The organism is Rhodocyclaceae bacterium (genome assembly GCA_020248265.1).
Lineage (GTDB): Bacteria > Pseudomonadota > Gammaproteobacteria > Burkholderiales > CAIKXV01 > CAIKXV01.
Genome location: JADCHX010000004.1, coordinates 480,247 through 499,790, shown reverse-complemented (window position 1 = coordinate 499,790; position 19,544 = coordinate 480,247). Strand labels below are relative to the sequence as shown.

Genomic DNA, 19,544 nt, shown 5'->3' with positions numbered 1-19,544 from the left:
CGGCCGATGGCAACGAAGCAGACCCCTGCGAAGGCTGGCGCGTTCAAGGGCAACAAGCAGTCGCTGCCGCAGAAGCCTTGCGCCGCATGCGGCCGGCCGATGACCTGGCGCAAGCGCTGGCGCAACAACTGGGCCGAGGTGAAGTACTGCTCCGACGCGTGCCGGGCGACAAGGGCGCTCTAGCGCGCTCCGGGCAACGCGAGCACCCGCTCGCCTGCGACCACGAAGATCCGCCCGGCCCCGGAGCGCTCCACGACATGGCCGCCGGTGAATGCGCCGAAGGCCGGCAGCACGCCGACCGTGTCGCCGAAGGTGAAGCACGGCGCGCGCACACGGTCGCGCCCGCTGCCATGCAGCGTGACCACCGGATGCACATGCCCGGCCAGCACGTAGCGGCCAGGCAGCGCCTCCGGGTGGTGGCGCAGCGCGAACGGACCGATGTCGTGCGGGTCTTCGTGCACCTGGACGCCGAGCGCCGGCGGCAGCTCGCCCGCGTGACGGTCATGGTTGCCCGGCACCAGTTCGAGCGACAGCTCCGGACGCCGTTCACGCCAGGCGATCAGCGCATGGAAGGTCGCCGACCCGGGCAGCAGGCGCCCATGCATCAGGTCGCCGAGGAACACGATGCGCTCGACCGTGTGCCGGGCGACCAGGTCGTCGAGGACCTGCAGGTTGACGGCCGTGGTGCCCGAGGGCACCGGCACGCCGAGCGTGCGAAAGCGTGCAGCCTTTCCGAAATGCGCATCCGCAACCATCAGCAGCGCACGTGCCGGCCACAGCAGTGCGCGCTGCGGCAACAGCTGCAGACGTTCGCCGGCGATCGTGACCAGCGCCGTCATCCCGCCTCCGCCGCGCGTTCCAGCTCCGCGACCATGCGCGCGATACGGTCGCCGACCTTTTCGGTGGACACCTTCTCGCGGATGCGTGCCGCCATCAGCGGGAACGCAAAAGGGGTCGGATGCTCGACCTCGACCAGCCGCAGCGCCATCGAACGCATGCGGGCCAGCGTGTCGGTGAGCCGGGCGAGGTCGAGTTCGTCGCGCATCACTTCGGCGCGGGCCTGCGCGAGCAGCAGGTTGCCTGGATCGTGCTGCTCGAACACATCGTGCAACAGCCCGGCGCTGGCCTGCAGCTCGCGCGCGCGCTTCGGCTGGCCGGGGAAGCCCGTGAACACCAGCCCGGAGACGCGCGCGATCTCGCGGAACTGACGGCGCGCGAGTTCGCCCGCGTTCAGGCTCTCGAGCAGGTGCGACTGCAGGCCGGCGCCGTCGAGCAGTCCACCGGCGAAAGCAGCCTTCCAGTCGACCGGCACCGGCGACAGCAGCTCGAAGCCGTAGTCGCTGACCGCGACGCTGAAGGTATTGGGCGCGCCGCGCGCCGCGCGCCAGCCGAACAGCGACGCGAGCCCGGTATGCACCAGCCGGCCCGCGAACGGGAAGCAGAACAGATGGTGGCCCTCGCGCGTGCGCACGGTCTCGACCAGCAGTTCGTCGGCTCGCGGCACCACCGACCAGCGCTGCTGCAGTTCGACCAGGCGCGCTACCGCACGCAGTTCCGGCAGGCTGCGGTCGCCCTGTCCCGCGCGGTCGATCATCTCGACCACCGCATGGGCGAGTTCGGTCGACAGCGGGCTGCGCCCGCCCATCCAGCGCGGCACCGCAGCCGTACCCGGCTTCGCCCTCTGTACATAGGCCGTCATCTCGCGGATGCGCACCAATGCCAGCAGCCGCCCCCCGAGCAGGAAGGCCTGTCCCGGCTTGAGGCGGCTCACGAACGATTCCTCGACGGTGCCGATGCGGCCGCCGCCGAGGAAGCGCACGTCCATCGCGCTGTCGGCGGTGATGGTACCGATCGACATCCGGTGCCGGCGCGCGATCGCGCGGTCGGTCACCCGGTAGCGGCCGTCCTCGGTCCGTTCGACCCGGCGGTACTCGGGGTATGCATGCAGTGATCCGCCGCGGGTGACGAAGTCGATCACCCAGTCGAAGTCGGATCGCGCGAGGTCGCGGTATGCCCAGGTCGTGCGTACCTCGTCATACAGCGCGTCGGCGTCGAAGCCACCGCCCAGCGCGACCGTGACCAGGTGCTGCACCAGCACGTCGATCGGGGCCTGCGGCGGCACGCGCGCCTCCACCCGCCGATCGCCCGCGGCCACGCGCGCAGCAGCGGCCTCGATCAGTTCGAAGCTGTGCGTCGGCACGCACGAGATGCGCGACACCCGGCCGGGCGCATGGCCCGAGCGCCCGGCACGCTGCAGCAGGCGGGCCATGCCCTTCGGGCTGCCCACCTGGATCACCCGCTCGACCGGCAGGAAGTCCACGCCCAGGTCGAGCGAGGACGTGCACACCACCGCCTTCAGCCGGCCTTCCTTGAGCCCGAGTTCGACCCAGTCGCGCAGGCGCCGGTCGAGCGATCCGTGGTGGAGCGCGATCAGGCCCGCCCATTGCGGCCGCGCTTCGAGCAGCGCCTGGTACCACTGCTCCGCATGCGATCGGACGTTGGTGAACACCAGCGTGGTGGCGGCCGCCTCGATCTCGCGCGCGACCGGCTCCACCATGCGCATCCCGAGGTGGCCGGCCCACGGGAAGCGGTCCGGTGCGTCCGGGATCACGGTGTCGACCACCACGCGCTTGGGCACCTTGCCCTGCACCAGCACGCCCGCCAGGCCCATCGAGCCGAGCAGCGCCTCGCGCGCCTGCGCGAGGTTGCCGATCGTCGCCGACAGCGCCCAGATACGTACCCCGGGGCTGAAGCGCGCGATCCGCGCCAGCGCAAGCTGCGCCTGCACGCCGCGCTTGCTGCCGAGCAGTTCGTGCCATTCGTCGACCACCACCAGCCTCACGTTGCCCAGCAGCGATGCGGCATCGGCCTGGGCGAGCATCACCGACAGGCTCTCCGGCGTGGTCACCAGCGCGGTCGGCGGCCGGCGCTGCTGGCGCGCGCGTTCGGCGCTGCCGGTATCGCCGGTGCGCTGGCCAACGGTCCAGTCCAGCCCCAGTTCGGCCAGCGGCTCGGCGAGCGCACGCGCGGTGTCGGCGGCGAGCGCGCGCATCGGCGTGATCCAGAGCACCGCGTACGGTCGCGGCTTCGCACGCCGGGCACCGCCGCGCAGGGCCTCGATCAGCGCCGCGAACCAGACCGAATAGGTCTTGCCGGCGCCGGTGGTCGCATGCAGCAGGCCGCTGTCGCCACGGGCATACGCCTGCCAGACCTCGCGCTGGAACGGGAACGGACGCCAGCCACGACCCTCGAACCAGCGGGCAAGCTCCGCGGGCAGGCGCAGCGCGCGCTGCCCGACGACTGCACCCATGTGTCTGCCGTCGGCCACCTCGCCCGCACCGGATTCGCCATGCACCCCGGACGCGCCGGTGGCCATCACGCGGCATCCGGCGGCAGCGCGGGCACCCCGACGATCCATCCCTCGATCGGATCGACCGTGGCCGGTACGCCATGGCGCCGCTGCTGCAGCGCCCAGCCCGCCTGCAGCGCGCAGACGATGGCATCGAGGGTGTCGCCGCTGCCGTCGGCGAGCGCACGCTCGAGCAGCTGCGCTTCGGCCGACAGGCGGATGCCCAGCGGATGGTCGCCAGCGCACAGCGCTTCGAGGATCGCGCCGCGCGCCGCGTGCCGTTCGGGGGTCTGCTTCGCGCGCGTGTCGCTCTTGTACGACGCACGCGTGATCGCGCGCACGAGGTATCCCGGATAGGCCTCGACCGCGACCCGTGCCGGATCGCCCTCGACGTGTCCGGCCACCGTGATGCCGGCGCGTGCCAGCCGGGCTGCCCCCTCCAGGAACATCAGCGCGACCGGCGGATTGACCAGCTTCAGAGGGCTGTGCGAGGCCGCCGGCCGGTCGACCGCCCGATGCGCGTAGCGGTCGCCGACGGCCCGCGCCTGCCGGTGCGCGTCGAGGCAGGCACGGAATGCCGCCCTGGGCATCGCCGCGCAGGCGAGTGCCAGGCTGCGCCACTCCATCGGCCAGCCGAGGTCGGACACTGCGCTGCGTGGCAGGCCGAAGGGAAAGTCGAAGCCGCCGATCCACGGCCCCGGCTCGGCGAGCAGGGCCTCGAAGGCTTCGAACGTGGCGAGGGCATCGAGCGCATCGACATGCACCCCGGTACCGTCGCCCGACAGCCAGCCACGGGCGACCGTGATCGGCTTGGCGCGGCGCGGTGCGCTGGTGAAATCGACGCCGAGCAGCCGGTATGCGGTCAGCATCCCGTCCTCACGACAGGGCACCGGCGAGCGTGCGCAGTTGTTCGAGCGTATCGGCATCTTCGACCCGCTTGTCGTCGCGCAGCCGCAGGATGCGCGGGAAGCGCACCGCGATGCCCGACTTGTGCCGCGGGCTCTGCGCGATCCCTTCGAAGCCGATCTCGCAGACGAGCTTCGGCGTCACGCTGCGTACCGGACCGAACTTCTCGACCGTGTTCTGGCGGATGTAGGCGTCGACCTTCGCGATCTCCGCGTCGGTCAGCCCGGAGTAGGCCTTGGCAAACGGCACCAGCGCGCCCTCGTTCCAGAGCGCGAACGTGTAGTCGGTGTACAGGCTGGCACGGCGGCCGTGGCCGCGCTGTGCGTAGACCAGCACTGCATCGATGGACAGCGGGTCGATCTTCCACTTCCACCAATCGCCGGCCGGACCGGACCGGGTGCGTCCGATGCCGTAGGCCGAATCGACCCGCTTGAGCATCAGGCCTTCGACGCTGCGCGCGCGTGCTTCCAGCCGCATCGCCGCGAGGTCCTGCCACGAAACGGCATCGACCAGCGGCGACACCGAGACCACCGGATCCCCGAGCGCGGCGACCACGCGCTCGAGCCACTCGCGGCGACCGGCGAACGGCTCGGTGCGCAGGTCCGTCCCGCCGTGCTCCAGGAGGTCGTATGCGATGAAGGCGACCGGCGCGCGCCCGAGTACCGCTGCGGTCAGCTTCGTACGCCCGATCCGTTGCTGCAGCAGCGCGAATGGCGCGACCCGCCCGTCGCGCCATGCCACCAGTTCGCCATCGATCACGCAGCCGTCCGGCAGGCGCGCGGCGGCGGCCGCCACTTCCGGGAAGCGCGGCGTCACCAGTTCCTCGCCGCGCGACCAGACATAGGTGTCGCCGCTGCGGCGCACGAGCTGCGCGCGGATGCCGTCCCACTTCCACTCGGCCGCCCAGCGGCTGCGCTCGCCCAACGTCTCGACCGAACCGGCCAGCGGATGGGCGAGGAAGAACGGATACGGCCGGCCCGGTGGCACGGAGTCCTCGACAGGATCGACCAGCCGCTGCCAGGCGGCCGCGTCCGGCTTCCAGTCGCCGGTCAGCCGCTCGGCCAGCACCTGTGTCGGCAACCCGGTCGCCTCGGCGAGCCCCTGCACCACGAGCTGGCGCGAGACGCCGACGCGGAAGCCGCCGGTGATCAGCTTGTTCCAGACGAATCGCTCGTGGGCATCGAGTTCATCCCACCAGCCGTTGAGCAGCGGCGCAAGGGCCTCGGGCGGGGTGCCGCGCAGCCGGAGCAGGCGCTGCTCGACCCATTCGTGCAAGGGCACCGTGCTGCCGGCGGCGATCGCTGGCGGCAGCAGCAAGGCGATGGTCTCGGCGAGGTCGCCGACCGCCTGGTAACTCTCCTCGAACAGCCAGTCGGGTATCTGCGCACGCTCGGCGGCGATCGCACGCAGCAGCTTCACCGGCACTGCCTGCCTGGGCTTTCCGCCGCACAGGAAATACACCGCCCAGGCTGCATCGGCCGGCGGCGCCTTGCCGAAGTAAGCGGCCAGGGCGATGCGCCTGGCGCGGGTCGAGGTGGTCGAATCGAGTGCGCGGTAGAGGGCAGCGAATTCACGCATCGAACGGACCTCCGGCAGCAGCGTCGCCGCCGCCCGCGTCGACCACCGCACCACCATCGCCAGGCAGCGCAGGTTCTTCCTGCTCGCCCGAATACTGCGCGTCGAACTCGCGCGTCTCGAAGGTACGCGCATCCAGGCCGCGATCGGTCAGGTAGCGCGCCAGCGAGGCCGCATAGCCGTGCGTCGCATAGACGCGGGTTGCGCCGCTCGCCTCGATCGCGCGCAGCAATCCCGGCCAGTCTGCATGGTCCGACATCACGAAGCCACGGTCGACCGAGCGCCGGCGCCGCGCGCCGCGCAGCTGCATCCATCCCGATGCGAACGCGTCGCTCGCATCGGGAAAACGGCGCAGCCACGGCGTCGACTGCGCGGACGGCGGCGCCAGCACCAGGGCGCCAGGGCAGGCCGCGCGGTCGGCCGCCCGGGCGGATCCGGTCGGCGCCAGCGTCGCCGGCAGCGCGACGCCCGCCTCGCGATAGCAGCGGTTCAGCACCTCGACCGCGCCGTGGCAGATGATCGGCCCGATCGACGCGTCGACACCGGCCAGGATGCGCTGCGCCTTGCCGAAGGCATACGCATAGACCACGCTGGGCCGCCCCTGAGCCGCATTGCCGCGCCACCATTCGTCGATCTCGGCGAACAACCGGCCAGGCGGCGACCAGCGGTAGATCGGCAGACCGAACGTCGATTCGGTGATCAGAACGTCGGCGCGCACCGGCTCGAACGCGACGCAGGTGGGATCGGGATCGAGCTTGTAGTCGCCGGTGACGACCCAGGTCTCGCCACCGACCTCGACCCGGACCTGCGACGAGCCCAGGACATGCCCGGCAGGATGCAGCGACACCCGGGCACCGCCAATCGTCCTCGCCTCTCCGTAATCGACCGCATCGATGGACACCGGACCGAGCCGCGCGTGCAGCACGCCCAGCGCATCGCGCTGCGCGAGGTAGCGCGCATGGCCGCGCCGCGCATGGTCGGCATGCGCGTGGGTGAGCACCGCACGATCCACCGGCCGCCATGGGTCGATGTAGAAGTCGCCGGCCGGGCAGTAGAGACCCGCCGGCCTCAGTTCGAGGACCGCCATCCCGCCTTCCAGTGCTGTCGTGCGCTGCGCCGGATTGCCCGGTGCCGCAGGCCCTAGGGTTGCTGCGCAGCCGGTGGCACGGCGGGGTTGCCCGCCGGCGACGCTGCTGGCGACGCGGCTGGTTGCACCGCCGGCGGCGACGCTGCCGGTTGCACCGCCGGCACGCGCTGCGCGAAGCTGGCGCAGGCCAGTGCAGTATCGAGAAGGTCGCGCGCGAGCGGCTCGGTGACCGTCCGCGGTGCCGGGATCATCGCCACCCGAAGCGCGCTGGCCATGGCCAGTGCCTGCAGCACATCGCCGTTGCTGACGCCCTCCCGGCTGGCGACCCGCGCGTCGATCGCTTCGAGCAGCACGGTGAGCAGTGCGACGACATCCGTCTCGCTGCAGGTTTCGGCGTGCAGGTCGAAGGTGACATCGATCGTTTCGCCGTTCGCGGTGGTGGCGCGATAGGGCAGGTGGCTGTTCATGATCGTGCGCGGTGTCCGGGAATCGGGACATACATGGTAGCCGACGCGCGGGCCCGCAGACGGCTGCCGGGCAGTGCCCATGGCCCGGCCGGACCGCGATGACGGGACGCTATACTCGGCCGGCCTGAACTCCCGCACGCTGCGCGCGCAGCGTCCCCAACCCGGCGGCGGTGCCACGACCGTACGCCTTCCTCGGACCCACAGCACACATGTCCACGCTCATCTGCGGCTCGATCGCCTTCGACACCATCATGGTGTTCCATGACCGGTTCAAGAACCATATCCTGCCCGAGAAGATCCAGATCCTGAACGTGGCTTTCCTCGTGCCAGACATGCGGCGCGAGTTCGGCGGGTGCGCCGGCAACATCGCGTACACGCTGAAAATGCTGGGTACCGAACCGACCATCATGGCGACTGTCGGCGACGACGCCGCGCCCTACCTGTCCCGCCTCGATTCGCTCGGGCTGTCGCGCACGCATGTGCGCCAGGTCGCCGACAGCTTCACCGCGCAGGCCTTCATCACCACCGACCTGGACGACAACCAGATCACCGCCTTCCATCCCGGCGCGATGAACCACTCGCACCTCAACAACGTCAACGACGCGGCAGGTACGAAGCTCGGGATCATTTCGCCTGACGGACGCGACGGCATGATCCAGCACGCCCGGCAGTTCGCGGAGGCCGGCATCCCGTTCATCTTCGATCCCGGCCAGGGGCTGCCGATGTTCGACGGCGCCGACCTGATGCGATTCATCGACGCGGCAACCTACGTGACCGTCAACGATTACGAAGCGCAGCTGCTGCAGGACCGTACCGGACACACCCTCGAGGCGCTCGCCGGCAAGGTCGAGGCACTGATCGTCACGCTCGGTGGCAACGGGTCGCACATCTACACCGGGGGTCAACGCATCGAGATCCCCAGCGTTAGAGCCGAGGTGGTCGACCCGACGGGGTGTGGCGATGCCTACCGGGCTGGCCTGTTGCATGGCATTTCGTCAGGAATGGACTGGCCGACGATCGGCCGCTTGGCATCGCTGATCGGCGCCATCAAGATCAGCCACCGGGGTGGACAGAACCACCGCTTCACCCGCGATGAAATCGCGGTACGGTACCGTGAAACGTTCGGTTGCAGCCTCGACTGAAACCGGATCAGGCAGCATCCCGGAGCGGACCATCCGCGCGGGCGACAGCAGTGAGGGAAAACCCTCCGAAGGAGTCTCCGACATGAAGAAGATCCACGGATCGGCCATCGCACTCGCCTCGGTGCTGGTGCTCTCCGCATGCGCACCGGGCCAGGGCGCGAACACCTACTCGCGCAACCAGGCGCGCACCGAGCAGAGCGTGCGCATGGGTACCGTCGAGGGCGTACGCACCGTGCGCCTGGAAGGCACGCGTACGCCGATCGGTACGCTCGCCGGCGGCGTCGTGGGCGGCGTCGCCGGCAGCACGGTCGGCGGCGGCCGGGGCAGCACGATCGCCGCGGTCGTGGGTGCCGTCGCAGGCGGCCTTGCCGGCTCGGCGATCGAAGAGGGCGTGACCCGCAAGGACGGGCTCGAGATCACGGTGCGGCTCGACAACGGCAACATGATCGCGATCACCCAGGAAGCCGACGAGCAGTTCAAGCCGGGCGAGCGTGTGCGCATACTTTCGGGCGGTGGCGTCTCGCGCGTCACGCGCTGAACTGCTTCAGTCCGGTTCCGTCAGTCCGGTTCCGTCAGTCCGGTTCCGTCAGTCCGGTTCCATCTCCGACTGAACCGTACAGTCGATCGAGAAGCGCCTGCCGTCCTCCAGGCGGTGCGCCGTGAGCTGGCGCCCCCAGACGCATCCGGTGTCCAGCCCGAGCACACCCGGCTTCTCGACCAGGCCCAGTGCCGACCAGTGCCCGAACAGGATGGTCGGATCGATCCGGCTGCGCAGCGGCGAGTCGAACCACGGTACGAGCCCGACGGGCGCGCGGTCGAGCGCGCCCTTGTGCGAAAAGTCCAGGTTGCCGGCACGATCGACCAAGCGCATCCGGGTGAACACGTTCACCACGAAGCGCGCCCGCGCATGCCCGGCCAGCGCTGGATCCCAGGCGACAGGGTCGTTTCCGTACAACTCGGCGAAGAACTCGAGATAGCCCGGCCCGGCCAGCCGTGCCTCGGTCTCGCGCGCGAGCGCGACGGCCTCGGGTAGCGTCCACTGCGGCAGCAGGCCGGCGTGCACCATCACATGGCCGCGCTCGGCATGCAGCAGCGGCTGGCGCCGCAGCCAGCCCAGCAGTTCATGCCGGTCGGGCGCGTCGAGCACGTCGTCGAAGGTATCGCCGCCGCGCTTGCGCGTCATGCCGGAGGCAACCATCAGCAGATGGATGTCGTGGTTGCCGAGCACCGTCACCGCGCGCGGTCCGAGCCCGGAAACGAAGCGCAGCACCGCCAGCGACTGGCTGCCGCGATTGACCAGGTCGCCGACCAGCCAGAGCCGGTCCTGTGCCGGATCGAAACGGATCTCGCCGAGGAGCTCCATCAGCGAGTCGTAGCAGCCCTGGATGTCGCCGATCGCGTAGGTGGCCATGGTGCGCGGAATCTAGCACGCGCTGCAGTGCGCCGGCATGACAAGCCGGCGGATCGCGGGTAGACTCGTTCGCAATAACGGAACGTCCAACCTCAGAGGATCCACTGCCATGACCATGAAGCTTCGCCACATCGCCCTGTCCGTTCCCGATGTCGCCGCCGCGCAGAAGTTCTTCGAAGAGGCGTTCGGCATGACCCACGCCGGCGACGCACAGAACGGCGTCTACGTCTCCGACGGCACCATCAACGTCGCGCTGCTCAACAAGCACGGCAAGGCCGAGGGCATCGACTCCAACGGCCCGTTCTACGGCGTGATGCACTTCGGCATGTGGGTCGACAACCTCGAGGAAGCCGAGAAGCAGGTCGAGAAGGCGGGTGGCACCTACCTGTACGGCCGGCCGACGGCAGCCAAGAAGAGCTTCTACGAGGTGAAGTACAAGGATCCGAACGGCATCGTGTTCGACGTCACCGCCAGCGGCTGGAAAGGCGCGGTGAAGGAAGTCAAGCCGGTCGAGTAGCCCGGTCGCACCGCTTCATCCGCCATCCCCAGGGTCGGGCGCCAGCGCGCCCCACCCGCCCCGTGCATTCCCGCAGGACATCCCCATGCTTTCGAAGAACGCCCCCGTGATCGTCGTCGGCGCCGGCCCGGCCGGCTGCTCGCTCGCCCTCTACCTCGCGCAGCACGACGTGAACACGCTGCTGATCGAGACCTTCACCGAGGCCAACTTCCTCGACCAGGCGCCGCGCACCGGCAGCATCCATCCGTCCACGCTCGAGATGTTCGCGGACCTCGGGCTGTACGAGCGCATCGAGCCGCGCGGCCTGATCGCGCCGACCTTCCAGTTCTGGGACCGCCTGTCCGACAGCATGATCGCGGAGTTCGACCATGCGGTACTGAAGGACGACACGCGCTTTCCGTTCGTCCTGCAGTGCGAGCGCATCAAGGTCGCTGAAGAGGCGATGAAGATGCTGCGCACGTATCCGAACGTGAAGATCCGGATGGGCACGACGCTGGTAGACATGGAACAGGACGCCGATGGCGTCACCGCGATCGTCACCAACGAAGGTGGCGAGACCGAACGCATCCCCGGCTCGTTCATCATCAGCGGCGAGGGCGCGCGCAGCGTCGTGCGCAAGGCGTCGAACATCGCCTTCGAGGGCTATACCTATCCCGACCAGGTGCTGACCGTGTCGGTCGTGCACGACTTCGACAAGCTGCACGGCTATTCGTACCGCAACTACCTGTCCGATCCCGAACAGTGGGCGAACCTGTTCAAGTGGGGCCAGCCCGAGCGCTGGCGCGTGCACTTCCCGACCAGCCTCGACGACGACCCCGAGATGCTGCTGTCGGACGACTACTGCCAGAAGCAGCTGCAGAAGTTCCTGCCCAATTCGAAGCCCTACGACATCGTCTACCGCAAGCTGTACTCGAGCCACCAGCTGGTGGCAGACACGTTCAACGTCGGTCGTGCACTGCTCGCCGGCGATTCCGCCCATGTGAACAGCCCGATCGGCGGCGTCGGCATGAACAGCGGCGTGCACGACTCGATCAACCTCGGCGAGAAGCTGGTCGGCATCCTCGACGGCAGCATGGACATGTCGGTGCTCGACCGCTACACCCGGCAGCGCAAGCACGTGGCGGTCAACCACGTGAAGACCATCACCGAGCGCAACAAGAAGCTGATCAACGAACGCGACCCGGAAGTGCGCAAGCGCAACCACGACATGCTGCACGACACGGCTGTCGACCCGAAGCGGGCGCGCGAATACATCCTGCGCACGTCCCTGATGAAGAGCCTCGAGGAGGTCGCCGCGATTCAGTGACCGTCGGTCGGCGCAGGCACCGGCAGGCGTGCCGAGATCAGGTTCGCCGTCTCGACCGCGGCCCGTGCGAATTCGGAGACGCGCGCCGGCGTGAAGCCTGTCTTGCGGCGCGACCCGACCAGCACGGCGGTGAGCACGCCCGACGGATCGACGATCGGCGCGGCAACGCTGAACGAGCCGGGGACGGTCTCGCCCTCGCTCACTGCGTGGCCGCGTTCGCGCGTCGCATGCACCGCCTTCAGGAACTCCGCCTCGCTGGTGATCGACTTCAGCGTGTAACGCGGCAATCCGTGCAGCGCGATCAGCTCCCGGATCTGCGCATCGGGCAGGAAGGCGGCACGCACCTGTCCGCCTGCACCGTAGTTGAGCGGGATGCGCGCACCGGTGGGCACGTGCAGGTCGGGATCGTCGACGCTCTCGACCGTGTCCACGATCAGCAGATCGGTGTCGTCGACCAGCCGCAGCGACACGCTGGCATCGAAACGCGACGCCAGCTCGCGCAACTGGGGACGCGCCCAGCTCATCGTGTTCGAATGCCGGCCGGCCAGCGCCCCGATCTCGAACGCCTTGTATCCGAGGCAGTAGCGGCGCGAGCGCGGGTCGCGCCGCAGGTAGCACATGTCCTCGAGCGTCTTGATCGCGCGATGCACCCGGCTCTTGTGCACGCCCAGTTCGCGCGCGACCTCGCTCACGCCCAGTTCCGGGCGCAGTTCCGAGAACAGGCTGAGTATCTCCAGCCCGCGACGCAGGCCGGCGGACCGGGCTGCACCGGCACCGGACTCCGGGGTACGAGCCGCCGCGGGGCTGCGGGTCTTCTGGGCGGGCGTCGTCGTGCGCCGAAGGTCATTGCGTGGCATTGTTCGATTGTCCATCAGGCACGGTACGTGCACCAGTGCGCGCCATGCCCAACCTGAGGCGACGCTGCATGATGCTGGCGGCGTTCCGCATACGACCAGAGGAGACCTGCAGAATGGCTCACCCGATCAACGTGCCTGTCCGTCCCGCCCACGGGGGCCTGCGCCACCGCGCCGCACTGGCCGGCATCGCGGCGTTCTCGCTGCTGGCCGCCACGGGCGCCCATGCGCAATCGTTCCCGGTCAAGCCGGTGCGCATCATCTCGCCGTTCGAGGCCGGCGGCAGCAACGATGGCGTGATCCGGCCGGTCGGCCCGCGCATGGGTGAACTGCTGGGCCAGCAGGTGCTGGTCGAGAACCGCCCGGGCGCCGGTGGCGTGGTCGGCAGCGAGGTAGTCGCGCGCGCCAACCCTGACGGCTACACCCTGCTGGTGGGCACCACCTCGACCCATGCGATCAACCCGGCCCTGCGCAAGCTGCCCTACGATGCGGAACGCGATTTCGCCCCGGTCGGGCTGATCGGCGTGTCGCCCTACGTGATGCTCGTTAATCCGTCGCTGCCCGCAAAGACGGTGAAGGAGATGATCGCCCTGGCGCGCAGGAAGCCGGGCGCCATCGACTACGGGTCCGGCGGCATCGGTACCCCGGGGCACCTCGCCGGTGCAGTGTTCGCGCGCATGACCGGCACTGAACTCACCCATGTCCCGTACAAGTCTGGCGCCTCCTCGATCACCGACGCCGTGGCCGGGCGCATCTCGATGGTGTTCACCACGATGCTGGTGGCCGACTCGCTGATCGAGGCGGGCCGCGTACGCGCGCTGGGCGTGACCACGCTCGCACGGTTGCCGCGCTTCCCGAACCTGCCGACGGTGGACGAATCCGGACTGCCCGGCTACGAGTTCACGCTCTGGCTCGGCGTGCTGGCGCCGGCGAAGACGCCCGAGCCGACGATCGCCCGGCTGAGCGATGCGCTGGCTGGCTCCCTGCGCGACAGGCAGACGCAGGCCGCGCTCGCCGGGCAGTCGGTCGAGGTGCTCTACGAGGCACCGAAGACCTTCGGCGAGCGTATCCGCCGCGAACTGGCCGTCTACTCGAAGTTGATCAAGGAGACAGGGCTGAAGGTCGAGTGAGCGGCGCGGCGCAGCCTCAGCGCGGCTGCAGCCCCAGCATCGCCAGCATCGCACGGCCGGCGGCACCGAACGGATTGGCGGCGGTCTCGGCGATCTCGAAGTGGTTGTATCCCTCGACCACCTCGAAGGTCACCGGCTTGCCGGCATCCTTCAGCGCCTGCGCGAAGTCGCGCGACTGGCGCTGGAACTCGGGCGATTCGAAGGTACCCACCAGCAGCGACACCGGCACCGTGATGCGGTCCAGGTGGCGCATCGGCGACAGCAAGTGTTCCATCTCGTCGGTGAACTTCACGTAGGCACCGCGCTTGGAAAGCCGCGGTCCGCGCAGGTCGTACATGCCGCTCTGGAGCACGTAGCCCTTCACGATGTCGGCCGGCACGCTGAATGCGCCGGCCCAGTCGGTGATCATCGCGCAGCCGGACAGGTGCGCGCCCGAGGATCGGCCGCAGACGTAGATGCGATCGGGATTGCCGCCGAAGTCATTCGCATGTTCCCACGTCCACTTGATCGCACGCCGCACCTGGTCGACCATCGGGAACAGGCTGCCATCGACGTCCTGCACCGGTGCGAAATCGGGCACCACCATGTGCGCGCCGGCTCGCACCAGCATCTCACCCGGGTAGGCATGGTCGCGCGCGACATGGCCCTTCCAGGCACCGCCGTGCACGTAGACCATCACCGGCGCGTTCGGCTCCTTCGTGCGATAGACGTCGAGCTGCTCGACCTCGGTCGGCCCATAGGCCGCGCGCATCGGCGCACCGATGCGCTGGCGCACCTGCTCGCTCAGCACAGCCAGCCGGCCATTCACCTGCTTCGAATTGGGCGCCCAGACCTGCTGGTCATAGGCGTCGTCGAGCGCCTTCTGGTCGAGGTCGCGGAAGACTTTGTCGCTCATCGATGCGCTCCGGCGGAAGGATCAGGCGGGGATGCTATCACCCCGCTGCGATCGCCCGTTCCGCCCAGCGCGCATAGGTACCGGTCTCGATCATCAGCGGCCGCACCACGGTACGCAGCACGCGCAGCTCTTCCGCGGTCGGTGCACCGGTCGCCGGCACAGACGACGTGTCGCCAAGGTCGAAGCCGGTGTTCGCGCGCACCTCGTCGATCGTGTGCCCCGGATGCACCGATTCAAGGCGCAGTTCGCCGGCCCCGGCGTCGAAACCCAGCGTCGCCTTCGGCGTGACCACCTTGCTCGGGCCACCGAGCCGAAGCACATCCGACGGCGTGGCGCCGGCGGCCGACACGAAGTCGCAGTGCTCGACCAGCGAGCGCCGGGTGTGCTCGGTGCGGAACACCACGGTGCGCCGCGCGCAGTAGTAGATCATCCCGCCGCCATAACCGCCGGGGAAGCGCATCGTCGGATGGTCCGGGTCTTCCCCGAGCTGGTGCAGGTTGTAGTTGCCCTGGCGGTCGATCTGCACGCCGCTGACGAAGAACAGGCCGAGTTCGCCGCGCTGGGCGAGGAAATGGAACTGGCGCGAGGTGTGGAACGGCCGGAACACCGTATTGAGGATGATCAGCTCGGCGTCCTGCGCATGCGTGTGCTTCGCCAGCAGCAGGCCGGTGGCGGGCAGTTGCGACAGCGCACCGCAGGCGGAGATCTCGCCGTCGCGCACCTCGCGCGACAGCAGCACCGCCATCAGCTCGTCGTCGTTGTAACCGCGCGGGTCGCTCATCGCCGGCCCCCGCGGATCGTATCGGGGACGAAGCGCTCGACGTAGTCGGCCTGGTCGTCGACGCCGAAGACGTGTTCATCGAGCCATGAAGCGAACGTCTCGTCCGACTGCGCGGCGGCTGCATAGGCGCGCATCGCATCGCGATCGACCGGGTAGCGCCCGGTGAGCCCGCCCGGGTGTGCACCGAACGGCGCATGCACCACCGCATCGACCAGGATCGACGGCAGGAAGGCACCGTCGGCGGTCTTCTCGGTTACGCGATCGACGATCTCCTCGACCGTCACCACCACCTGCGCGGACGCCTCGGCCAGCATCACCGCCTCGACGTGGTAGCCGAACGACACGTTGCCGGCACGGTCGGCGCACTGTGCATGGAACACCGCCACGTCGGGCCGCATCGCACGCGCGACCACACTCTTCTTGCCGCTACCGTTCGGGCCGTCACCGAAAGGATCGGGCGCAACCACCATGTCGTCGCGGCGGGCGAGCAGGTCGGTGCCGACCAGCCCGATCACCGGAACGTATGGAACCCCCATGGACCCAGCCTGGGCCTGCGAGAAGAGAACCCCTCACGTGTTGTCGAGGGCCCTCACCCGTGCGCCCAGCACATGCCGGGCGAAGTTGGGACCGGTGCGCGCGAACTCGCCCATGGTCACGCTGCAGGTATCGACCACCGAGACCGCGCCGGCCCCGACCAGGAAATCGATGTTGAGATCGCCACCGACCACGCCGATCACGCGCAGGTCGCGCACCTTGCGCCGGACCAGTTCGCGCAGGAAGGCCATCGGCGGCCGTTCCAGGTTGGCGCTCATCACCAGGCTGGCACCCGACTTCACCCGGGCCGCAGCCGCCTGCATCGATTCGAGTTTTTCGCGCATGTTCGCTTCCTCCGGCGGGAACGATAGCGCGATTCCGGCGGTGGCGGGCGGCCAGACGGCCGCCGTTGGACCGTCCTCCCGAAACAGGCTATCCTTCGCGCAGCTTGGCGCCCGTAGCTCAGCTGGATAGAGTACAGGCCTCCGAAGCCTGGGGTCGTGGGTTCGAATCCCGCCGGGCGCGCCAGCCTCCTTCTGCCGGTCCGTTTCGAGCACCCTGTTCGTACCGTTGCCCTGCGGTCCGACCGTGCAACCATGCGATTGCCCGATCAGGCCGTAGTCCGAGACGGCGCGTCCACCGGCAGCGACAGAAAGAACCGCACCATTTCGGCCGATGCGTCCGGACCCGATGCATCCGTGTGCGACCCGCTGGCATGGCCACCCGACCATGCATGCCCAGCCCCGTGCAGTGTCCACGCCTCGATCCGCGCATGGCCTTCGTCGCACTGATGCACCGTGCGGGTGTACTCGCGCCCGCCGCCCGAGGTGCCACGCGAGGAGACGGGTCGAAGCAACGGCGCATCGGCCTGCGCAGCGTGGACCTTTCCGGCGCGGGCGACGATCTCGATACCGTTGGACGGATGAACCGTCGGATCACTGTCGCCATGGAACACGATCACCGGTACGGCCCGAGCGCCGGCCGCCGGCACGAACACCGCCTCGCCAGCGACACCCCCTTGCATCACCGACAGCGCCGACATCACATCGTGCGCCGACGCATACGGCAACCCTGAATGCACGCCCGCAGCCGCGTACAGATCAGGGTAGGTCTCGACCATGATCACGGCCATCGCACCACCGGCCGACAGCCCTGCGACGAACACCCGCTTCGGATCGCCGCCTTCGCGCTCGATCACCTCGCGGGTGATGCCGGCGATCAGCGACGGCTCGCCGCAGCCCCGCTGCTGGTTCTCGCTGCTGAACCAGTTCCAGCACTTCGACGCATTCGCGCCCGGTGCCTGCTCCGGGTAGACGGCGACGAAACCGTGCCGGTCGGCCAGCCGGTTCATCTGCGTTCCAGCGGCGAAATCCTCGGCCGACTGGGTGCAGCCGTGCAGCATCACGACCACCGGGCGCAGCACCGGCGCCGCGCCCGACGGGCGGTAGACCCTGTACACGCGACTGCCGGCGGCATTGCTGAACACATGCGACACGACGCGGCCCGGACGCGCTGCACCGGGGGATCGTGCGCCCGGGTCCGCTCCGGGCACCTCGGTCACCGTGACTTCGCCGGGCGGCACGAGGCCCACGGACGACAACGCGCGCTCGATCGTGTCGAGGAGGCGCCTGCCGAGGCGGCTGGCGTTCGGATCGAAACTCGGGGGTTTCACTGGCTATCCCGGGTGAAGTCTGGGAGTCTGGGAGTCTGCGCGATGGCTTCGAACAGCACCGTTACAGCACGCCTTGCGCGCCTGCGCGATCGGCGGGCCGGCGAGCCGTCGTGCGCCGATGGCCGTAATGTCCGGCTGACATTCGGATGACCGGCGATTCTGGCAGAATGTCCGGTTTCGTCCAGCCACTCCTTGAGGATCGCATGAGCTACGTGATCGAAGTACCGAAAACCGTCTCGCTGCCCGTCGAAGGCGAAGCCGCCACCTTCCCGGTGCGCCGGATCTACTGCGTCGGCCGCAACTACGCCGACCATGCGCGCGAGATGGGCCACGATCCCGACCGCGAGCCGCCGTTCTTCTTCCAGAAGCCGACCGACGCGATCGTCCCGAACAACCAGACCATTCCGTTCCCGGTCGGCACGAAAGACCTGCATCACGAGATCGAGCTGGTGGTGGCGATCGGCACCGGCGGCAAGAACATTGCCGTCGACAAGGCGCTCGACCATGTCTACGGCTACGGTGTCGGCCTCGACATGACCCGCCGCGACCTGCAGGGCGAGGCGAAGAAGATGGGCCGCCCGTGGGAGATGGGCAAGGGCTTCGACCAGTCGGCGCCGTGCACCGGGCTGAAGAAGGCCGCGCAGATCGGCCATCCGGCCAGCGGAGCGATCTGGCTGAAGGTCAATGGCGAAGTGAAGCAGAAGGGCGATCTGAACCAGCACATCTGGAACACGCCAGAGACCATCTCCTATCTGTCGCACCTGGTCGAGCTGTTCCCCGGCGACATCATCATGATGGGCACCCCGGCCGGCGTCGGCCCGTGCTTCCCGGGCGACCAGCTTCACGGCCATGTCGACGGCTTCGACGACCTGTTCGTCACCTACGCGAAGTAACCTTCCGCCGCATTCAAGTCACCAACCACCCCGGGAGCTGGACAGATGAAGCAACGCAAACTCGGCGCAAACGGCCCGCAGGTCTCGTCCATCGGCCTGGGCTGCATGGGCATGTCGATCTCCTATGGCACGCCGGACGATGCCGAGTCGATCGCGACGATGCATCGCGCGATGGACCTCGGCTGCAACCTGCTGGTCACCTCCGATGCCTACGGCAACGGCGTGAACGAGGAACTGGTCGCCAGGGCGATCAAGGGCCGGCGCAAGGAAGTGATCGTCTGCACGAAGTTCGGCAACCTGATGGGTGGTGGTGGCGTGAACGGCCGGCCGGAGTACGCGATCGAGGCCTGCGACAAGAGCCTGAAGCGCCTGGGTGTCGACGAGATCGACATCTACGGCCTGCACCGGGTCGACCCGAACGTGCCGATCGAGGAGACGGTGGGCGCGATGAAGCGGCTGCAGGAGCAGGGCAAGGTCCGCTACCTCGTGCTGTCCGAGTGCGGCCCCGACACCTTGCGCCGTGCGATGAAGGCGGCCACGATCGACATGGTCGAGACCGAGTATTCGCTGTGGTCGCGCGATGCCGAGAACGGCCTGATCGCCGCCTGCAAGGAGCTCGGCGTCGGCTACATGGCCTATGCACCGCTCGGCCGCGGCTTCCTGTCGGCGAAGATCAAGACGCTCGACGCACTGATCGAGAAAGACCGCCGCCGGCAGCACCCGCGCTACCTGCCCGAGAACGTCGCGAAGAACGTCGCGCTGCTCGCCCCGCTCGAGCGCATCGCGGCCGAGCGCAAGGCGACCCCGTCGCAGATCGCGATTGCCTGGGTGATGGCGCAGGGCGAGTTCATCGTGCCGATCCCGGGCACCAAGCGCCGCACCTTCCTCGAAGAGAACCTCGGCGCAGCCGAGATCACGCTCACGGCTGGCGAGATCGCGACGCTGTCGGAGACCTTCTCGCCGGCGGCCATTGCCGGCACCCGCTATCCCGAGGCGCAACTCAAGGGCGTGCTGGTCTGAGCGAG

The 19,544-nt window shown here is 68.9% G+C and carries 21 protein-coding genes and 1 tRNA gene; 9 read left to right on the top strand and 13 right to left on the bottom strand.

Translation table 11 applies throughout. The annotated features are described in order from the left end of the window. The first annotated feature begins 6 nt into the window (after nucleotides 1-6). A complete protein-coding gene (locus tag ING98_06085; protein MCA3101421.1) occupies nucleotides 7-183 on the top strand; it encodes a DUF2256 domain-containing protein in 177 nt (58 codons plus the stop codon). On the opposite strand, the gene pdeM is transcribed toward ING98_06085, so the two are convergent. Genes pdeM through ING98_06055 form a run of 6 tightly spaced genes read right to left on the bottom strand, consistent with a single transcriptional unit; the run spans nucleotide 180 to nucleotide 7,384 of the window. Continuing rightward, nucleotides 180-839: a ligase-associated DNA damage response endonuclease PdeM gene (gene pdeM, locus ING98_06080; GenBank protein MCA3101420.1), complete on the bottom strand. Its 660-nt coding sequence runs from the start codon at nucleotides 837-839 to the stop codon at nucleotides 180-182. The genes ING98_06085 and pdeM overlap by 4 nt on opposite strands. Further along, nucleotides 836-3,418 (bottom strand): ligase-associated DNA damage response DEXH box helicase, encoded by a 2,583-nt coding sequence (locus tag ING98_06075; GenBank protein ID MCA3101419.1) that lies wholly within the window; start codon nucleotides 3,416-3,418, stop codon nucleotides 836-838. The genes pdeM and ING98_06075 overlap by 4 nt, the downstream gene beginning before the upstream one ends. Then, on the bottom strand, nucleotides 3,376-4,218 hold the full coding sequence (locus ING98_06070) for a DUF429 domain-containing protein (protein ID MCA3101418.1): 843 nt from the start codon (nucleotides 4,216-4,218) through the stop codon (nucleotides 3,376-3,378). The genes ING98_06075 and ING98_06070 overlap by 43 nt, the downstream gene beginning before the upstream one ends. Nucleotides 4,219-4,225: 7 nt before the next feature. Next, nucleotides 4,226-5,833 carry an ATP-dependent DNA ligase gene (locus ING98_06065; GenBank protein ID MCA3101417.1) on the bottom strand — a complete coding sequence of 536 codons (1,608 nt, stop codon included), beginning with the start codon at nucleotides 5,831-5,833 and terminating at the stop codon, nucleotides 4,226-4,228. Beyond that, complete coding sequence (locus ING98_06060; protein MCA3101416.1) at nucleotides 5,826-6,917, bottom strand: ligase-associated DNA damage response exonuclease; 1,092 nt, start codon at nucleotides 6,915-6,917, stop codon at nucleotides 5,826-5,828. The genes ING98_06065 and ING98_06060 overlap by 8 nt, the downstream gene beginning before the upstream one ends. Nucleotides 6,918-6,970: 53 nt before the next feature. After that, nucleotides 6,971-7,384 (bottom strand): hypothetical protein, encoded by a 414-nt coding sequence (locus tag ING98_06055; GenBank protein MCA3101415.1) that lies wholly within the window; start codon nucleotides 7,382-7,384, stop codon nucleotides 6,971-6,973. 209 nt (nucleotides 7,385-7,593) lie between these two features. On the opposite strand from ING98_06055, the gene ING98_06050 reads away from it, so the two are divergent. Both ING98_06050 and ING98_06045 read left to right on the top strand, forming a co-directional pair. Continuing rightward, nucleotides 7,594-8,526: a carbohydrate kinase family protein gene (locus tag ING98_06050; protein ID MCA3101414.1), complete on the top strand. Its 933-nt coding sequence runs from the start codon at nucleotides 7,594-7,596 to the stop codon at nucleotides 8,524-8,526. A gap of 82 nt (nucleotides 8,527-8,608) precedes the next feature. Continuing rightward, complete coding sequence (locus tag ING98_06045; protein ID MCA3101413.1) at nucleotides 8,609-9,064, top strand: glycine zipper 2TM domain-containing protein; 456 nt, start codon at nucleotides 8,609-8,611, stop codon at nucleotides 9,062-9,064. Between the two features lie 48 nt (nucleotides 9,065-9,112). Here the strand turns inward: ING98_06045 and ING98_06040 are convergent, their stop codons facing one another. Continuing rightward, nucleotides 9,113-9,937: a symmetrical bis(5'-nucleosyl)-tetraphosphatase gene (locus ING98_06040; GenBank protein ID MCA3101412.1), complete on the bottom strand. Its 825-nt coding sequence runs from the start codon at nucleotides 9,935-9,937 to the stop codon at nucleotides 9,113-9,115. 115 nt (nucleotides 9,938-10,052) lie between these two features. Between ING98_06040 and ING98_06035 the strand changes: the two genes are divergently transcribed. Both ING98_06035 and ING98_06030 read left to right on the top strand, forming a co-directional pair. Beyond that, a complete protein-coding gene (locus ING98_06035; GenBank protein ID MCA3101411.1) occupies nucleotides 10,053-10,454 on the top strand; it encodes a VOC family protein in 402 nt (133 codons plus the stop codon). Between the two features lie 85 nt (nucleotides 10,455-10,539). Continuing rightward, nucleotides 10,540-11,760 carry an FAD-dependent monooxygenase gene (locus tag ING98_06030; GenBank protein MCA3101410.1) on the top strand — a complete coding sequence of 407 codons (1,221 nt, stop codon included), beginning with the start codon at nucleotides 10,540-10,542 and terminating at the stop codon, nucleotides 11,758-11,760. Here ING98_06030 and ING98_06025 read toward each other — a convergent pair. Continuing rightward, a complete protein-coding gene (locus tag ING98_06025) occupies nucleotides 11,754-12,617 on the bottom strand; it encodes an IclR family transcriptional regulator (protein MCA3101409.1) in 864 nt (287 codons plus the stop codon). The genes ING98_06030 and ING98_06025 overlap by 7 nt on opposite strands. Before the next feature lie 113 nt (nucleotides 12,618-12,730). Here ING98_06025 and ING98_06020 point away from each other — a divergent pair, with 113 nt between their 5' ends. After that, nucleotides 12,731-13,744 carry a tripartite tricarboxylate transporter substrate binding protein gene (locus ING98_06020; GenBank protein MCA3101408.1) on the top strand — a complete coding sequence of 338 codons (1,014 nt, stop codon included), beginning with the start codon at nucleotides 12,731-12,733 and terminating at the stop codon, nucleotides 13,742-13,744. A gap of 16 nt (nucleotides 13,745-13,760) precedes the next feature. Here the strand turns inward: ING98_06020 and ING98_06015 are convergent, their stop codons facing one another. From ING98_06015 to ING98_06000, 4 genes are read right to left on the bottom strand one after another with little or no spacing between them, the layout of a single operon-like run. Continuing rightward, on the bottom strand, nucleotides 13,761-14,639 hold the full coding sequence (locus ING98_06015; protein ID MCA3101407.1) for an alpha/beta hydrolase: 879 nt from the start codon (nucleotides 14,637-14,639) through the stop codon (nucleotides 13,761-13,763). A gap of 37 nt (nucleotides 14,640-14,676) precedes the next feature. Then, a complete protein-coding gene (locus ING98_06010; GenBank protein MCA3101406.1) occupies nucleotides 14,677-15,420 on the bottom strand; it encodes a hypothetical protein in 744 nt (247 codons plus the stop codon). Beyond that, on the bottom strand, nucleotides 15,417-15,956 hold the full coding sequence (locus ING98_06005) for a hypothetical protein (GenBank protein ID MCA3101405.1): 540 nt from the start codon (nucleotides 15,954-15,956) through the stop codon (nucleotides 15,417-15,419). Before ING98_06005 ends, ING98_06010 begins: the two co-directional genes overlap by 4 nt. Nucleotides 15,957-15,989: 33 nt before the next feature. After that, entirely contained in the window at nucleotides 15,990-16,298 is a 309-nt protein-coding gene (locus tag ING98_06000; protein ID MCA3101404.1) for a hypothetical protein, read from the bottom strand. Nucleotides 16,299-16,405: 107 nt separating this feature from the next. Between ING98_06000 and ING98_05995 the strand changes: the two genes are divergently transcribed. Then, a tRNA-Arg gene (locus ING98_05995) sits at nucleotides 16,406-16,482 on the top strand. A gap of 82 nt (nucleotides 16,483-16,564) precedes the next feature. Here the strand turns inward: ING98_05995 and ING98_05990 are convergent. Continuing rightward, a complete protein-coding gene (locus tag ING98_05990) occupies nucleotides 16,565-17,536 on the bottom strand; it encodes a PHB depolymerase family esterase (GenBank protein MCA3101403.1) in 972 nt (323 codons plus the stop codon). Between the two features lie 293 nt (nucleotides 17,537-17,829). Between ING98_05990 and ING98_05985 the strand changes: the two genes are divergently transcribed. Further along, nucleotides 17,830-18,519: a fumarylacetoacetate hydrolase family protein gene (locus tag ING98_05985; protein MCA3101402.1), complete on the top strand. Its 690-nt coding sequence runs from the start codon at nucleotides 17,830-17,832 to the stop codon at nucleotides 18,517-18,519. 45 nt (nucleotides 18,520-18,564) lie between these two features. After that, a complete protein-coding gene (locus ING98_05980) occupies nucleotides 18,565-19,539 on the top strand; it encodes an aldo/keto reductase (GenBank protein MCA3101401.1) in 975 nt (324 codons plus the stop codon). The last annotated feature ends 5 nt before the right edge of the window (nucleotides 19,540-19,544 follow it).

Bases quoted from the DNA above. Each gene is read 5' to 3' on its own strand.
- ING98_06060 (MCA3101416.1), bottom strand. From the start codon at position 6,917: ATGGCGGTCCTCGAACTGAGGCCGGCGGGTCTCTACTGCCCGGCCGGC.
- ING98_06015 (MCA3101407.1), bottom strand. From the start codon at position 14,639: ATGAGCGACAAAGTCTTCCGCGACCTCGACCAGAAGGCGCTCGACGAC.
- pdeM (MCA3101420.1), bottom strand. From the start codon at position 839: ATGACGGCGCTGGTCACGATCGCCGGCGAACGTCTGCAGCTGTTGCCG.
- ING98_06055 (MCA3101415.1), bottom strand. From the start codon at position 7,384: ATGAACAGCCACCTGCCCTATCGCGCCACCACCGCGAACGGCGAAACG.
- ING98_06085 (MCA3101421.1), top strand. From the start codon at position 7: ATGGCAACGAAGCAGACCCCTGCGAAGGCTGGCGCGTTCAAGGGCAAC.
- ING98_06010 (MCA3101406.1), bottom strand. From the start codon at position 15,420: ATGAGCGACCCGCGCGGTTACAACGACGACGAGCTGATGGCGGTGCTG.
- ING98_06020 (MCA3101408.1), top strand. From the start codon at position 12,731: ATGGCTCACCCGATCAACGTGCCTGTCCGTCCCGCCCACGGGGGCCTG.
- ING98_06025 (MCA3101409.1), bottom strand. From the start codon at position 12,617: ATGCCACGCAATGACCTTCGGCGCACGACGACGCCCGCCCAGAAGACC.
- ING98_06005 (MCA3101405.1), bottom strand. From the start codon at position 15,956: ATGGGGGTTCCATACGTTCCGGTGATCGGGCTGGTCGGCACCGACCTG.
- ING98_06035 (MCA3101411.1), top strand. From the start codon at position 10,053: ATGAAGCTTCGCCACATCGCCCTGTCCGTTCCCGATGTCGCCGCCGCG.
- ING98_06075 (MCA3101419.1), bottom strand. From the start codon at position 3,418: ATGGATCGTCGGGGTGCCCGCGCTGCCGCCGGATGCCGCGTGATGGCC.
- ING98_06070 (MCA3101418.1), bottom strand. From the start codon at position 4,218: ATGCTGACCGCATACCGGCTGCTCGGCGTCGATTTCACCAGCGCACCG.
- ING98_06040 (MCA3101412.1), bottom strand. From the start codon at position 9,937: ATGGCCACCTACGCGATCGGCGACATCCAGGGCTGCTACGACTCGCTG.
- ING98_06050 (MCA3101414.1), top strand. From the start codon at position 7,594: ATGTCCACGCTCATCTGCGGCTCGATCGCCTTCGACACCATCATGGTG.
- ING98_06030 (MCA3101410.1), top strand. From the start codon at position 10,540: ATGCTTTCGAAGAACGCCCCCGTGATCGTCGTCGGCGCCGGCCCGGCC.
- ING98_06000 (MCA3101404.1), bottom strand. From the start codon at position 16,298: ATGCGCGAAAAACTCGAATCGATGCAGGCGGCTGCGGCCCGGGTGAAG.
- ING98_05980 (MCA3101401.1), top strand. From the start codon at position 18,565: ATGAAGCAACGCAAACTCGGCGCAAACGGCCCGCAGGTCTCGTCCATC.
- ING98_06045 (MCA3101413.1), top strand. From the start codon at position 8,609: ATGAAGAAGATCCACGGATCGGCCATCGCACTCGCCTCGGTGCTGGTG.
- ING98_06065 (MCA3101417.1), bottom strand. From the start codon at position 5,833: ATGCGTGAATTCGCTGCCCTCTACCGCGCACTCGATTCGACCACCTCG.
- ING98_05985 (MCA3101402.1), top strand. From the start codon at position 17,830: ATGAGCTACGTGATCGAAGTACCGAAAACCGTCTCGCTGCCCGTCGAA.